This window comes from Novosphingobium sp. B 225 (assembly GCF_002198665.1).
In the GTDB taxonomy this organism is placed as follows: domain Bacteria; phylum Pseudomonadota; class Alphaproteobacteria; order Sphingomonadales; family Sphingomonadaceae; genus Novosphingobium.
Genome location: NZ_MWLM01000072.1, coordinates 129,109 through 143,816 on the forward strand (window position 1 = coordinate 129,109; position 14,708 = coordinate 143,816).

At 63.3% G+C, this 14,708-nt stretch carries 14 protein-coding genes and 1 tRNA gene; 8 read left to right on the forward strand and 7 right to left on the reverse strand.

Annotated features, from left to right (window positions below; translation table 11 throughout):
- Window positions 1–23: 23 nt before the first annotated feature.
- The 5 genes from MNBBLIKP_RS16970 to MNBBLIKP_RS16990 all read left to right on the forward strand — a co-directional run bounded on the left by MNBBLIKP_RS16970 (window position 24) and on the right by MNBBLIKP_RS16990 (window position 5,113).
- Window positions 24–1,553 (forward strand): polyamine aminopropyltransferase, encoded by a 1,530-nt coding sequence (locus MNBBLIKP_RS16970; protein ID WP_088311456.1) that lies wholly within the window; start codon window positions 24–26, stop codon window positions 1,551–1,553.
- Window positions 1,543–3,162, forward strand: coding sequence for an FAD-dependent oxidoreductase (locus MNBBLIKP_RS16975; protein ID WP_088311457.1), 1,620 nt, complete (start codon window positions 1,543–1,545; stop codon window positions 3,160–3,162). Before MNBBLIKP_RS16970 ends, MNBBLIKP_RS16975 begins: the two co-directional genes overlap by 11 nt.
- A 2-nt stretch (window positions 3,163–3,164) precedes the next feature.
- Window positions 3,165–3,518, forward strand: coding sequence for an adenosylmethionine decarboxylase (gene speD / locus MNBBLIKP_RS16980; RefSeq protein ID WP_088311458.1), 354 nt, complete (start codon window positions 3,165–3,167; stop codon window positions 3,516–3,518).
- A gap of 111 nt (window positions 3,519–3,629) precedes the next feature.
- Window positions 3,630–3,703 (forward strand) — tRNA-Gly (locus tag MNBBLIKP_RS16985).
- A 201-nt stretch (window positions 3,704–3,904) separates the two neighbouring features.
- Window positions 3,905–5,113, forward strand: a complete 1,209-nt coding sequence (locus MNBBLIKP_RS16990; protein ID WP_088311518.1) for a tyrosine-type recombinase/integrase — start codon at window positions 3,905–3,907, stop codon at window positions 5,111–5,113.
- A 498-nt stretch (window positions 5,114–5,611) separates the two neighbouring features.
- Here the strand turns inward: MNBBLIKP_RS16990 and MNBBLIKP_RS16995 are convergent, their stop codons facing one another.
- From MNBBLIKP_RS16995 to MNBBLIKP_RS17020, 7 genes are all read right to left on the reverse strand, one after another.
- Window positions 5,612–6,844 carry an iron-containing alcohol dehydrogenase gene (locus MNBBLIKP_RS16995; RefSeq protein ID WP_088311459.1) on the reverse strand — a complete coding sequence of 411 codons (1,233 nt, stop codon included), beginning with the start codon at window positions 6,842–6,844 and terminating at the stop codon, window positions 5,612–5,614.
- Window positions 6,844–7,167, reverse strand: a complete 324-nt coding sequence (locus tag MNBBLIKP_RS17000) for a hypothetical protein (protein ID WP_088311460.1) — start codon at window positions 7,165–7,167, stop codon at window positions 6,844–6,846. The genes MNBBLIKP_RS16995 and MNBBLIKP_RS17000 overlap by 1 nt, the downstream gene beginning before the upstream one ends.
- Before the next feature lie 48 nt (window positions 7,168–7,215).
- Window positions 7,216–8,802, reverse strand: coding sequence for a heme-binding protein (locus tag MNBBLIKP_RS17005; RefSeq protein ID WP_176399815.1), 1,587 nt, complete (start codon window positions 8,800–8,802; stop codon window positions 7,216–7,218).
- Window positions 8,803–8,828: 26 nt separating this feature from the next.
- Window positions 8,829–9,149, reverse strand: a complete 321-nt coding sequence (locus tag MNBBLIKP_RS18150; RefSeq protein ID WP_176399816.1) for a hypothetical protein — start codon at window positions 9,147–9,149, stop codon at window positions 8,829–8,831.
- Window positions 9,150–9,193: 44 nt separating this feature from the next.
- Window positions 9,194–10,495, reverse strand: a complete 1,302-nt coding sequence (locus MNBBLIKP_RS17010; RefSeq protein ID WP_140420642.1) for a homogentisate 1,2-dioxygenase — start codon at window positions 10,493–10,495, stop codon at window positions 9,194–9,196.
- 25 nt (window positions 10,496–10,520) lie between these two features.
- A complete protein-coding gene (locus MNBBLIKP_RS17015) occupies window positions 10,521–11,165 on the reverse strand; it encodes a TetR/AcrR family transcriptional regulator (protein WP_088311463.1) in 645 nt (214 codons plus the stop codon).
- A 255-nt stretch (window positions 11,166–11,420) separates the two neighbouring features.
- Window positions 11,421–12,296 carry a LysR substrate-binding domain-containing protein gene (locus MNBBLIKP_RS17020; RefSeq protein WP_088311519.1) on the reverse strand — a complete coding sequence of 292 codons (876 nt, stop codon included), beginning with the start codon at window positions 12,294–12,296 and terminating at the stop codon, window positions 11,421–11,423.
- 104 nt (window positions 12,297–12,400) lie between these two features.
- On the opposite strand from MNBBLIKP_RS17020, the gene MNBBLIKP_RS17025 reads away from it, so the two are divergent.
- From MNBBLIKP_RS17025 to MNBBLIKP_RS17035, 3 genes are read left to right on the forward strand one after another with little or no spacing between them, the layout of a single operon-like run.
- Window positions 12,401–12,781 carry a Zn-ribbon domain-containing OB-fold protein gene (locus MNBBLIKP_RS17025; protein WP_088311464.1) on the forward strand — a complete coding sequence of 127 codons (381 nt, stop codon included), beginning with the start codon at window positions 12,401–12,403 and terminating at the stop codon, window positions 12,779–12,781.
- Window positions 12,778–13,914, forward strand: coding sequence for a thiolase family protein (locus tag MNBBLIKP_RS17030; RefSeq protein ID WP_088311465.1), 1,137 nt, complete (start codon window positions 12,778–12,780; stop codon window positions 13,912–13,914). The genes MNBBLIKP_RS17025 and MNBBLIKP_RS17030 overlap by 4 nt, the downstream gene beginning before the upstream one ends.
- Window positions 13,915–13,928: 14 nt before the next feature.
- Complete coding sequence (locus MNBBLIKP_RS17035) at window positions 13,929–14,708, forward strand: SDR family NAD(P)-dependent oxidoreductase (protein ID WP_088311520.1); 780 nt, start codon at window positions 13,929–13,931, stop codon at window positions 14,706–14,708.

Below are 14,708 nucleotides of genomic sequence, written 5' to 3' on the forward strand. Positions count from 1 at the left end.
GGGGGGAGTAGCCCGCCGCTGTCATGACCGCCCCCACCCCCGACAAGCCGCAAGCCTCGCTTGCCTTTGTCCTGCTGCTGTCCGTGCTGGTGGTGGCAACTTGCGGGCTGATCTATGAATTGCTGGCGGGCACACTGGCATCCTATCTGCTGGGAGACAGCGTAACCCAGTTTTCGACCGTGATCGGGGCCTATCTGTTCGCGATGGGCGTGGGATCGTGGCTGTCGCGCTATGTAAAGGGTGATGAACTCAGCATTTTCGTGCGGGTAGAAGTGCTGATCGCGCTGCTGGGCGGGTGGTCGGCGGCGGCGCTGTTCCTGCTGTTCCCGCTGGTTTCGGATTTTCGCCTGGCGCTTTACGGCCTGGTCCTGGCGATCGGCGCGATGGTCGGGCTGGAAATCCCGCTGCTGATCCGCATTCTCCAGCACCGCTTTGCCTTTCGCGAGCTGGTGTCGAACGTGCTGACGTTTGACTATGTCGGCGCGCTGGTTGCCTCGGTGCTGTTCCCGCTGCTGCTGGTGCCGCAACTCGGCCTGATCCGCACCGGGTTTGTCTTTGGCCTCGCCAATATCTCGGTCGCGATCGCACTGCTGCTTATCCTGCCCCGCAGCCGCCGCAACGCTGCAGATCTGGCAGCCGCGCTGCTGGTCACCGCCAGCCTGATCGCGGGCCTGTTCCTGGCCGAACGGCTGCAGCGCTGGTCCGAAGTGGCGTTCTACCAGGAACCGGTGATCTATGCCCGCTCCACGCCCTATCAACGCATGGTCCTGACCCGCCGCAGCGGCGATATCCGGCTCTACCTCAACGGCAATCTGCAATTCTCCTCGCGCGATGAGTATCGCTATCACGAGGCGCTGGTCTGGCCGGTGCTGGGGCGAGTGGCGAACCCGGCGCAAGTGCTGGTGCTGGGCGGCGGCGATGGCCTCGCCGCGCGCGAGATTCTGCGGGACCGCCGGGTGCAGCGCGTCACTCTGGTCGATCTCGATCCCGAAATGACCCGGCTGTTCCGCGATACGCCGCAGCTGGCCGCGCTCAATGGCCATGCGCTCGCCTCTCCGCGCGTGTCGGTGCACAATGCCGATGCCTTTCGCTGGGTGAAGGAAGCGCGCGGGCAGTATGACGCGGTGATCGTCGATTTCCCTGACCCGACCGAGTTCTCGCTCGGCAAGCTCTATACCGAACATTTCTACCGCGAGGTGGCCCGCCTGCTCGCCCCTGGCGGGGTGATGACCGTGCAAAGCACCTCGCCGCTGATCGCCCCGCGCAGCTTCTGGACCGTCGCCACCACGCTGGAAGCCGCCGGGCTGTCCGCGCGCGGGTACCACGCCTATGTCCCCAGCTTTGGTGAATGGGGCTTTACCATGGCCGCGCACGGGGCGATCCCGCCGCTTGCCGCCCTGCCCCCCGGGCTGCGCTTTCTGACCCCGCAAAGCGAACCGCTGCTCTATCAGTTCCCGCCCGATATGGCCCGCCGCCCCACCCCGGTGAACCGGCTCGACAACCAGGCCCTGGTGCGCAGCTTTGCAGAGGAATGGGGCCCCTATGAAGGCTGACCGCCGCGGCGTGCTGGCGGGTGGTTCGGCGCTGGCGGCTGCCGCGCTGCTGCCGCCGGGCTGCGCGTCGTCGCCGCCTTTCCCAGGCGCCCTGTCCGGCCCCGATATGGCGCGCGGCCACCGGCTGCGCGATGGCCGGTTTCCCGCGCCAGATGGCCCGGCAGAGGAGCGCGTCGGCATCGCTATCGCCGGGGGCGGCATTGCCGGCCTTGCCGCCGGGTGGCGGCTGCTCGAAGCCGGCTTTACCGACTGGGTGCTGTACGAGCTGGAGGACGAGGCAGGCGGCAATGCCCGATCAGGCCGCAACGCCGTTTCCGCCTATCCGCTCGGCGCGCATTACCTGCCGGTTCCCAACCGCGAAGCGCGCGCGCTGCACCAGATGCTCGATCAGTTCGGAATGGTCACCGGGCGTGACGCTGCGGGGGCACCGCGGTTCGATCCCACCCAGCTTTGCGCCGATCTGGAGGAACGCCTGCTGTGGCGCGGCAAGTGGCAGGAAGGGCTCTATCCCGCTGCCGGGCTTTCCGCTGATGATCAGCGCCAGCGCGACCGGTTCTTTGCCGAAATGGCCCATTTCCGCACTCTCACCGGGGCCGATGGCCGCCCCGCCTTTGCCAGCCCCATGGCCTATTCCAGCCGCGACCCGGCGCTGATTGCGCTCGACCGGCAAAGCTTCGCCGCTTGGCTGGCGCAGCAAGGCTATACCTCGCCGCCGCTGCTGGCCCATCTGCGCTATGCCAGCCGCGACGATTACGGCAGCGAGCTCGACGCCATCTCGGCCTGGGCCGGCCTCCACTATTTTGCGGCCCGGCGCGGCTGGGCCGCCGATGGCCAGGGCGACAGCGAACTGACCTGGCCAGAGGGCAACGGGCGGCTGGCGGCGCTGCTGCGTAATTCGGTCAAGGGCCACATCCGCACCGCCAGCCCGGTCTTTGCCGCCCGGGCCGATGGCGCGGGTGCCGTGCTGGATCGCTGGGACCAGCAAGCGGGCCGCGCGATCCGCACCCGCGCCGATCTGGCAGTGCTGGCCATGCCGCATTTCGTAGCCCGCCGGATCGCCCCGGCGCTCGGCGCGGCGCCCGCGTTCAGCTATTCCCCCTGGGTCGTTGCCAATGTCACGGTCAATCGCCTGCCACGCGGCCCCGGCGTGCCGCTGGCCTGGGACAATGTTTCGGCCGGCAGCGAATCGCTGGGTTATGTCGTCGCCACCCACCAGACCAGCAGCGCGGGCAATGGCCCCAGCGTTTTGACCTGGTACCTCCCGCTTTCGCGTGAGACGCCCAAGGCCGCACGCGAACTGCTACAAAGCCGCAGCCTGTCCGAATGGCAGGGCATCGTGCGCAACGATCTGCTGACCATGAACCCCGATCTGGACGGCGCGATTGACCGGATCGATCTGTGGCGCTGGGGCCATGCGATGATCCGGCCCACTCCTGGATTCCTGAACGATCCCGCACGCCGCGCCGCGCAGTCGCTCAAACCGCCGCTGCTGCTGGCCCATTCGGACCTGTCGGGCCTCTCGCTGTTCGAGGAAGCCCACTATCGCGGGGTCGCCGCCGCCGAAGCCGCCTTGCGCGCGCTCGGCCATTCGTTCACCAGCCTGCTCTGACGATGACCACGCCGCCCCGCCCTCACGGAATCCACCTGATCGCCGATCTGGCCGCCACCAAGGGGCTGGACGATCCCGCTTTCGTCGAAGCCGTACTGCGCGAAGCCGCAGCCGCAGCGCGGGTGACGCTGATTGACCTGCGCCTGCATCACTTTGGCGAACACAGCGGGGTAACCGGGGTGGCGCTGCTGGCCGAATCGCACATTTCGATCCACACTTGGCCCGAACATGCCCTGGCGGCGGTCGATATCTTCACTTGCGGCGGCGAAGCCCGCCCCCAGGCCGCACTGGACCACATGATCCACCGCTTTGCCGCACATCTGCTGCGCATGGAACGGATTGACCGCCTGGCCTGATCGGCCCTGCCCCCACCTTTTCCGCACAAAGTGCCCGGCCCTGCCGCTTCCAGATTGACGAAGCCCCATGCTTGGTGGCAAGGGCGCAACGCCGATCAGCCATGCTGAATCGCGGGTGTAGCTCAATGGTAGAGCAGAAGCTTCCCAAGCTTACGACGAGGGTTCGATTCCCTTCACCCGCTCCAGCGCTCCCTTCCCAAAACATCCCGGAAATGCTACAAAACCCTTGGAAATCCTAGGGTTTTCATAACGCATTTGTCCCGCTTACGCCCGCCTTTTCTCGCCAAATCTCGCGAATCTGGGGGCCATTTTGGGGGCCACATGGGTTTGGTCAATTCGAGTGGCCCCCCGTCTGGGGGCCACTTGGGATGGAAGAGATTGAAATTATGGCACTTACTGATGTCGCCGTCCGCAATGCTAGGCCGGGACCGAAGCCCTACAAAATGGGCGATTCCCACGGCCTGTTCCTGCTCGTTCAGCCAACCGGCGGAAAACTCTGGCGGTTCAAGTACCGGGCCGACGGGCGCGAGAAGAAGCTGGCGATTGGACCTTACCCTGAAATCGGTCTGGGCGAGGCTCGCAGGCGGCGCGATGAGGCCCGCGAGGCGATGACCTTTGGCAAAGATCCGGCACGCGAAAAGCAGCGTGAAAAGATTAGGTCGAAGATAGAGGCCGAAAACACATTTGCCGCGATCACTGCCGAATTCTGCGAGAAGCGAAGGAGGGACGGCCAACGCGCCTGGGCACCGGCCACCGCCAAGCGTTGCGAATACCTTCTGTCGATCCTGTGCGGTTCAATCGGTACCATGTCGATCGCCGAGATTGAGCCGGCTGATGTGCTGGTCGCGGTTCGTCGGATCGAAGTCAAAGGCAAACTCGAAAGCGCCCGGCGCACGCTCCAGCTGGCAGGCTCTGTGTTCCGCTATGCGGTCGCCACGGCACGCCTCAAGTCCGACCCAACGCGTGACCTCAAGGGGGCGCTGACAAGCCCCACTGTCACGCATTACGGGGCGGTTATCGACCCCGCGGGGGTGGGCGAGCTGCTCAGGTCAATCGATGGCTACGAGGGGCAGCCGATCACCAAATTCGCCATGCAGCTTGCGCCGCATGTGTTCGTCCGACCTGGTGAACTTCGGCATGCGGAATGGTCGGAAATCGATCTGGAAGGGGCGCTGTGGACGATCCCGGCGAGCAAGACCAAGATGCGCAAGGAACATGTCGTCCCACTCTCGCGCCAGGCCATTGCGATCCTGAAGAGCGCACATTCGCTGACCGGCCCAAGCGGCTATGTCTTCCCCTCCGTCCGCACCCGCCGACGCCCCATGAGCGACAACACGATCAACGCCGGGCTGCGCCGCCTGGGCTATGCGACCGACGAAATGACCGCCCACGGCTTCCGTGCAATGGCATCCACACTGCTCAACGAAAGCGGCAAATGGAACCCCGATGCCATCGAACGCGCATTGGCTCACGGCGACACCGACAAGGTACGCGCGGCGTACCATCGTGGCGCTCATTGGAAGGAGCGCGTGGCCATGGCGCAGTGGTGGAGTGACTACCTCGATCAGCTGAGATTGGGTGCAAAATCTGCCTGACATGCGCTTCGGTGGGTTGCAGGTATAAGATCTGACCGCAAATCGCTGGCCAGGCGTTCCCTCTCCAGCCATCCTATTGGTTTAATTGAAGTTTATTACACATCTCGCCGAAATGTGATTTGCGATTTGCGGGTGAATTGCATTGACACTTACTCAAAATTGGCCATAATATGTTGTAATAACAATACGTTACTTATAGCAGTCCACTGCGTACGGTGTGCTTGTAAACCAACTCGGAATTTGGGCTCGGCGCATTGTCTCTAAGTTTGTGGAAGGGATGAAAGTTCGACCTAGTGGAGCCACAGCCCAGCGGCGTTTGAGACTGTCCTATCGCGCGAACATTGCAGCCGTTCGCTGTGCCGAACCCGGTCACCAAAACCGGTCGTTCGTTCAGCAGGTTAGTAAACTCCAGAATTGAGCGGTCTTAGCGGCGTCCAGCGCCAGCCTGTTCGCCCACTATGTTGGGGAAAGCGGTCGAAAATTCTCTGATCTGGCCATTCAAACCAAAGGCGCAGAATAGGTACTTTCAGCCAGGCGCAGCACCGCGCGGAGATCATCCGTCGATGTGATAGGCCGGAGGTTGTTCCGGGTGACTTGGGGATGATCAAGGGCCGGCTGGATGAAGGACTCAACCTGCTCAGCGCTCAATCCCAGGTCCTGCAGACTGCGCGGCAAGCCCAGATCGGCCAGCAAACCATCCAACACATCGGCAAACGAACCAGAGCGCCCCAGCAGACGCAGCATATTACCGTGCTGGACTGCGGCGTGATGTTCAGACCAGCGGGCCTGGGCCAGCATCAGGACGCAGGCGGCTTCGCTGTGCGGCACGTTCGCCAGCGGGCCGACGATATGGACCATCCAGTGGCTGAAGCCGTGCGGTACGGACAACTGCCCCATCCCTGTGTACCAAGTTGCCAGCTGGCAGTTCGAAAAGGCTTCCAGGTCTGCGCTGTCTCTAAGCCGCGGCAGGTTCTCGATGAAGAGCTGAATGGCCTTTTCCGCCATCAGACTGGCAAAGGGATGCGGCTGGGTGGAGCAGGCCGTGTTGATGGCATGGTCCAGCCCGCGAATGCCTGTCGCAAACAGCAGCGACAGCGGCGTGCGCGCCAGCAATTCCGGGTCATAGACAATTCCGCGCGGAGACCCGTCCGTCGTCAGAAACCGTGCCTTCAGGTGGGATTGTTCGTCCACCGGCGTAGAGACCGGCGTCCATTCCGAAGTGGCAAGAGTCGTCGGGATCGCGATCTGACGGATCCGGGGCGCAGTGCGCGTGGCAGCAATCACTTCGGTTCCATCGGCCGACATCTTCATTTGCAGCTGGAGCAAGTCGCTGCGGTCAAACACCTGTTCGGAGATGCACAGCTGCATGGTCTTGACCATGTCCATCACCGACCCGCCACCCACCGAGACGATCACATCGGCACCAAGAGCCTGCGCCTCAACCGCGGCGGCCAGGACATTGGACAACGGCGAATGCTCGCCAACCGCATCGGTGATGCCAACGCAGCGCTCGCCGAGCGCGGATGCAAGCCCGCTGATCACATCCGTTCGGGTGTTGAGTGTCCGAGAACAGACAATGTAGGCGCGGCGGTAGCCGAACCGGTCCATTAGGTCAGGTACACCCTCATGCGCTGGCGTACGGTGCAGGATCTGTTCATGGCCCGAGAAGCGATAGCGCGTGCCTTCCCGGTGGGCATCGCTGGCCTTCCCGGCAACAGGCAGGTCGGACATCACTTGGTATCGCGCCAGGCATACTTGCCGAAGTGGAGTGCAACGAACACGCCGGTCGACAGCGCGCCGAGGATGGCGGCAACGAAGCCCCCGTTCATGCCGATGGCGATCGGTGCCTTCTCGACCAGGACCAGGCCCGCGACGACATTGAACAGGCCCCAGAACACATTCACCAGCGCCGAGGAATGACCGATGGTGGGCGGGCTGGCGAAGGGCGAGGGGAGCGTACGGCCCTGCAGGCCGGCCGCGAGGTGCGGGATGGCGTTGCAGAGGAACATGCCGGCGAAATACTGCATGACGAGAATCTGGGTGCTGGCTTCCATGGGATAAATCCTTCTTGAGCGGTTTGAGTCTTAAAGAGAACGTGCGGATCAGGTGACCCCGGCGACGGCGAGTGCGGCCTGGGCGACCTCCATATCCTGGCTGTAATGGCCGCCGCTGATGCCAATGGCGCCAACCAAGGCGTCATCGACCGTCACCGGATAGCCGCCACCAAACACCACCATGCGCGGGGTGTGGACAAAGCCCGCCGCCAATGGCGGGTCGTTCTTGATGAACTCGTGCAACCCGTGGGTGGGCATGCCGGTGGCCGCCGAAGTGTACGCCTTGTCCTGGGCGATACCGACGCTGAGCAGTGAGGCATGGTCCATGCGCTGGAACAGCACCATGTTGCCCGCGCTGTCGCAGATCGAGATCGACATCGGAACGCCCATGTCCCGCGCCTTGGCGACGGCACCGGCCATCAGCCTAGTGGCCAGTTCAGCGGAGAGGTTCTGCTTGTTGAGCAGCAGCTCTGCAGTGGCAGGGGCTGCCACTTCGCCTTCCTCTGCCGGAACGCTGGCGGCCATTGCCGGCTGGCTTTCGCCATCCTGCGGGACCGTCAAAGGATCGCGCACGTTGAGCATGATTAGGCTGCATTGGTGGACTGCGCCGCTGGCGGCCCCGTCCTGGAACAGGTGCAGCAACTGCGGTCCCGGGCCGTGGGTCACGCCGCGCGGGTCCAGGGTCAGCAGGCCGGTTTCGAGGCCGAGCGGCTGTGCGTCCGGGTGCCCATCGTGCACGAACAGCACCTGGTCGAACTCCACGCTGTCGCGGAACGAGGGCATTTTCAGGGCGCCGGCATCGGTCGGGCCGGGCGTCGGCATGGCCGTGCAGATATGGAACCGGTCGCTCAGAAAGGTGATGTGGCCGCTGGGCACCACTTCGGCGCGGTGCGATGAGATCGAGCGAATATCGCGAACATTCAGGCGGATGGGGTAGAGATCGCCCTGCCAACCCTCGGCATCGAGGGGGTTGAACGGGTATTCCATGCTCGACAGCTTGCCGCCGTGCTTGATGCGCACCTTGGTCGGGCGATCGGACTTCTGGGCAACGAACGCCTCATCGATAGCGGGTACGTCGAACACTCCGGCGTCAAACGGCAGGTGGCGGCCGAGCATCGAATCTTCTGGCAGCCGGTAGGGCGCGTCGGTGGATTCGATCAGCAGGACTTCCACGCCCTTACCCACTTCGATCCGCCACAGTGTGCCGCGCGGCAGGATGAAGTAATCGCCCTTGGCCAGGCTGATATGTCCGAAGTCGCAAAACAGTTCGCATTCGCCCGCATGGACGAAAAGCAGTTCATCGCCATCGGCATTGCGCACCAGATGATCCATCTCGCTGCTGCACTTCCAGAAGCGGATGCGCACGCTGGCGTTGCTCGCGAGCTCGCGGGCATCCCACGGTGAGGTGCTGCTGGGGATGCCATTGCGGGTATCGAAACGGTGTGGTTGGGGCCCCTGCGCGTCGATGCTGCTCCAGGCAGTTGGCGGGTTGCGATGATAGAAATTGGTGGAGGCGCCGAAAAAGGCGTTGCGGGCCAGCTCGCGCTCCCACAGGCCTTCGGGAACGTCGGCGTGAGCCTGGCGCGGTGCGATACCGCGCGACAGCGGGGCCTTGAAATTCCACTTCTTGCTCACTTGCGTCCTCCTGTTTTCGCGCCTGTTCAGCGACCGCCCGCAGTGACCCTGCCGAAGTGCCTGGCAATGAAGATTCCTGTACCGACAGCACCAAGCAGGGCGCTGATGCAGCCGACATTGAGGCCAACCGTAAGCGGGGCCGCGCTGACGAGGAGTAGGCCGACCACGGCGTTGAACAGACCCCAGAAGACGTTGGTCAGTGCCGAGGAGTAGCCGATGGTCGCGGGGATGGAGAAAGGCGTGGGGAACTTGCGGCCCTGCAGTCCTGCCACCAGGTGCGGAACGCTGTTGCACAGGAAAGCGCCGGCAAAGAACTGCTGCACCAGATTGAGGTATTGGGTATCCATGAATTGCTTCCCGTTAGGATAATGGATCACAAGGCGCGGACGGCTCAGTAACAAGCCATTCGAATGCGGTGGCGCAGCTGCACGTAGAGGAAGCGGGCGATGGCACCCGCCTTGGCCAGCTGGCGGAGCGGGCGGAATTTGCGCACCGCATCGGGCGCATTCTTGATGCCGTCGGCCAGCATCCATTCCACCGCGGGTAGCTCATAGTGACGGGCATGCTTGCCCAGCTTCAGTGGATCGCGGGTATCGAACATCAGCACGGTGAACCGGTTGTCCATTTCCGCCGCAGGCTTGTGAAAATACTGCTGCTGGTCCGGCAAAGGGCCGTGGGTCAGGCCTCGCGGATCGAGCGTCATCAGGCCCGGTTCGAAGGCTTCGGTCAGAGCCGAAGGCTCACCGTCATGAAGGAACAGTACTTCGTCGCACTCGACATTTTCATGAAACGCTGGGAGTTGCAGCGCGCCTGGATCAGTCGGCGACGGGTAGGGCAGGAACGTGCACACCAGAAAGCGATCGCTCAGGAAGGTGGCGTGACCGCTGGGCACCACGTGCGCGCGGCTGCAGGAAATCGGGCGGATGTCTTTCACGTTCAGGCGGATCGGATAGAGATCGCCCTTCCACCCTTCCGCATCCAGCGGGTTGAAAGGGAAGGTGATGTCAGAAGTCCGGTTCTGCAGCTTCACGCGGATCTGCCATTCGGCATCCCGTTTCTGCGACCGGAAGCGTTCGTTGAGCTGGGGGACGTCGAGGACACCCGGATCAAACGGCAGGTGGCGGCCCAGGATCGATTCCTCGGGCAGGTGGTAGGGTGCGTCGGTCGATTCAACCAACAGCATGTCGACGTCGCTGTCGGCCTCGATCCGCCACATGGTGCCGCGCGGCAGGATGAAGTAGTCGCCCTTGACCAGCGTTATGTGACCAAAGTCACAGAACAGCTCGCAGGTGCCGCGGTGCATGAAGATCAATTCGTCGCCATCGGCGTTGCGAACCAGATGATCCATGCTGCCGCTGGTCTTCCAGTAACGGATGCGGATGCTGTCGTTGACCAGCATCTCTGCCGCATGCCAGGGCGAACGGGTAATGTGCACAATGTGCCGCGTGTCGAACACATGCGGGCGCGGGCCGTTCCTGTCGATGGCGCTAAAGGCATTGGGCGGATTGCGGTGATAGAAGTCGGTGGCTGGGCCGAAAAATGTATCGCGCCCCAGTTCGCGCTCCCACAGGCCTGACGGAATATCGGCGTGCGCCTGACGCGGCACTTCGCCTTGAACCATCGGCGCCGAGAAATTCCACTTGCCCATTGGCCTCTCCAGGGTTCTCGCGGCTCCGAGTCTTGCTCGCCGCACAGTCAGGGTAATGATCGGGCGGCGGTCACCCGCTCTTTGCAGGCCCAGCCAGGTCGCCCAGCGTGAGCCGGGTGAAATCGTGCAACATCTGGCGGAATTCGCTGCGGGTGAGCCGCTTGCCCTCAAGCCGTTGCTCGGCCCGCACCCCCACCATCATGGAGAGCAAGGCCGCCGCCGCGACATAGGCGCGCCGCTCATCCGCGCCGGTCTCGGCGACCAGCTTGGCTGCGATCAGTTGGCGCACATGCTCGTGAAAATCGGCGTAAACCGTTCGGACGGCCTTATCGCCATCGAATTCCCACAGCGTGCGCGCAAAGAAATTGGCGATCGAGGAATTGTCGAACGCGCGGTCCAGTCGCTGGACCAGATCCAGCGTGTCCGAACTTGTGGCGGGTACAAGATTGGCCTTGGCCTGTTCCAGTGCGCTATCGAGACAGGCCTGCAGCAAGCCGGCCTTGGTCTTGAAATGAAAGAACACGGCGGCCTGACCATAGCCCGCGTGCTCGGCCACCTCTTCGGTCTTGGTTCGGGCGAAGCCGTGCTTGCCAAAAATGTGGATCGCGGATTCGATCAGTTTGCGCCGCGCCAAGGCGGTGTTTTTGGAGACACCGCGAACCCGGCGCGGGGCCGGTTCGAGCGTTTCCGGTTCGAGTTTTGCGGAATTTGCCATGGCGCCGTTATGTCACCCGGCTCAATTGCGAGCAAGAGATTAATTAAGTCGTGACTTGGATTTGATGTCCCATGACGTCATGTTAGTACAATAAATCAGTATTTTAACTATGGCTATGGCGTGCCAAATTGGCTCGGTTAAAGTTTGCTGATCGCGCGATTCAAGGGGTGCTCCCCCGGCCCCGTGGCGATGTTCGGCCGCGCAATCCTGTCGAGTCGGAGGGGCAAGAACGGTCGGCGAAGCGCGCGAATGGCTTCAATCAGCCTCCGACAGTAGCCACTCCCGAAACAGCTTCACCGGCTGCGCGTCCGCCTTCGCCGGATCGCATAGAAGGTAGTAACCAAACTCGGTGGGGACCTCCTGCTCCAGCGGGTGCACCAGGCGCCCGCTGGCCAGGTCGTCGCGCACGTAGGCCTTTTGCGCGATGGCCACGCCCAGACCATTTACAGCGGCTTGAACACAGAGGGCGGCATTGGCCAGGGTAACATTGCGCGTCGGCTGCGCGGTGCCGAGCCCCGCTGCGCTAAGCCACGTCGGCCAGCCCTCCGGACGCATCATCGAATGCAGCAATTGGGCTTCGAGCAAATCTTCCGGCGCAGCGATGGTCTCCGCCATGGCGGGCGAGCAGACCGGCACGAAGACTTCGTCAAACAGGTGATCCACGTGCAGACCGGGCCACTCGCCGGTGCCATGACGCACGACGAAATCCGCATTATCCAGTTGCAGTTCCTGGGCCTTGGAAACGGTGGCGATCTCGATATCGATATCGCTGTGTGCCGCATAGAAACTCGCCAGGCGCGGCACCAGCCATTTGATGGCGAAGGTTGGCAAGACCTTCAATCGCAGCCTTTTCGGGTTGCCGGCCTCGGTCACTTCATCGAGCACGGCGTCGATCCGATCGAAGAGGTCGGACAGACTTTTCGCCAGAATCAAGCCAGCTTCGGTCAGCTCAATTTCCCGGCCCGCCTTGCGGACCAGAAGCACCCCCAACATCGCCTCGAGCTGCTTGATCTGCTGGCTTACCGCGCCGGGCGTGACATGCAGGGCCTCCGCCCCGCGGCTGATACCGCCGGACCGGTATACCGCATCGAACACCCTGAGCGGGCCCAGAAGATGGCGCAGTCTGTGCATCGGCAACTCTTTAGCTCAACTAAAGGATCATTAAAAGATATCGAATGACATCGGCGGATTTGTCTGGGAACTGGGGCAAGAACCCAAGCTCCGGAGCGCTCCCCGTGAAACTAAGCAAACGCACCGAACCGCATTTTCGCATGACTGAGAGCGGCATGCTGCTCATCGCGACCCGCACCGCCGGTCATCCCCAGTTGCAGTTTCCGCCTTTGGAGTTCGTCCATGGCGACGAGCCCGTGGAGCAGGTTCCGATCGGCCCCTTCGGGCAGCTCTACACCTACACGCTGGTCCATCCCGGCAAGGACAGCGAGCCTTACGCTCTGGCCATGGTCGACTTCGAACCTGGCGTGCGCGCCTTCGGTCGCCTGATCTGCAAGGACGGCAAGGCCCCGGCCATCGACAGCACAATGCGCATCGTTCCGTCTGAACTGCCTGACGGCAGTCCGGACTATGCCTTTGAAGCCGTATCCGGAGAAAGCGCATGAACGAGCCCAAGATCGTCGGCGTCGGCATCACCGACTTCGGCCGCTTTCCCGAACTGACCGAAGAAGCGCTGGCTCAGTCCGCCATTCTCGAAGCTCTGAGCGACTCCGGTCTTCACATCCGCGACATCGAAGCCTTCTACTGCGGAAATGCCATCGGCGCCTCACTGCCGGGCCAACGCGCACTGCGCGAACTGCACACGGGCGGTGGCGCCGTCTACAATATCGACAACGCCTGCTCCAGCGGCGCCACTGCCATAAATGCCGCGCTCAGCGCCCTGCGATCCGGGCAGTACGAAACGGTGCTGGTGTTCGGCATGGATCAGCTCAGCAGTCTGGGCGGCGGCCCGCTGCCGCTGAGCCGCAATGACTGGAACAACAAACGCGGCATGATCATGCCGGCGCTCTACGCCATGCGCGCCACCCGTTACATGCACGAGCACGGCATGGAGGCTGCGACGCTGGCCGACATCGCTGTGAAGAACCGCCAGCACGGCCTGCTCAATCCGATCGCCACCTTCTGCAAGGCCACCACCCGCGAAGAAGTGCTGGCCTCGCGCCAAATCGCTGAGCCCTTGACCCTGCTGCAGTGTTGCCCGGCGGTGGTCGATGGCGCGGCCGCAGTGGTGCTCAGCACCAAGCCGTCCAAGGGCCTCGCCGCGCCGGTCAGAGTGCTCGCCTCGGTGGTTCAGTCCGGCCTGTTCGAGACCGGCCCCGAAGACATGACCGAAGCCGAAATCACCGCACGCACCGCGCGCTTGGCCTATGAGCAGGCCGGCGTGGGCCCGCAGGACCTGAGCCTGATCGAGTGCCACGATGCCTTCACCATCAGCGAGCTGCTCTATTACGAAGCCCTGGGCCTGTGCGATCGCGGTGAAGCGCCGCAGCTGCTCGCCAGCGGTGCCACCGCGCTGGGCGGCCGCATCCCGGTCAACCCCAGTGGCGGCCTGATCGCCAAGGGTCATCCGCCGGGCGCCACCGGCGTTGCGCAGATCGTTGAGGTTTGCGAGCATCTGCAGGGTCGCGCTGGCAAACGCCAGGTAGAGGGTGCCCGCCTTGGCCTGACCCAAGTCACCGGCGGCGGCATCTGGGGCGTCGATCACGCCGCTTGCTCCATCCACATCCTGTCCCTGTGAACCGGGAGTCCATCATGACCACTGACCTTACCGCAATCCCCGGCTCGTTGCGCGAGATGACCGCCGTCGTCACCGGCGGCGCCAAAGGTATCGGCCTGGGCATTGCCAAGGAACTGGCCCGCCAGGGTTGCCGCATTGCCCTATGGGACATGGATCAGGACGCCCTTTGCGCTGCCACCGAAGAAGTTGCCGCCCTGGGGGTCGAGGTGCAGGCGTTTCAGGTCAACGTTGCCGCGCAGGATCAGGTCGAGGCCGCCGTGGCGCAACTGCAGTCCAGCTTTGGTCGCATCGATGTTCTCGTCAACAATGCCGGTATCGGCGGCGACAGGCTGGTCACCAAGATGGACCTCGATTTCTGGAAGCGTGTCATCGACATCAACCTGACCTCGCAGTTCATCTGCAGCAAGGCCGTAATTCCGGGCATGGTCGAGCGCAATTTCGGCCGTATCATCAACATCGGCTCGCGGGCCTGGCTGGGCAATCGCGGGCAGGCCAGCTATTCGGCGTCCAAGGGCGGCGTGGTCAGCTTCACCCGGTCGCTGGCGCTGGAGTTCGCCCGCAATGGCATCACCGCCAATGCCATTGCTCCCGGTATCGTCGAAACCCCGCTGTTCGCCACCCTCAAGGACGAGGTCGTCGACGGCCTCAAAAAGAGCGTGCCAATGCAGCGCATTGGCCAACCGGATGATATCGCCCAGGCCGTCCGCTTCTTCGCCGAGCCGGCCTCCAATTACATCACCGGCCAACTGCTCTACGTCTGCGGTGGACGCAGCCTGAGCAGCCCCTCGGTCTGA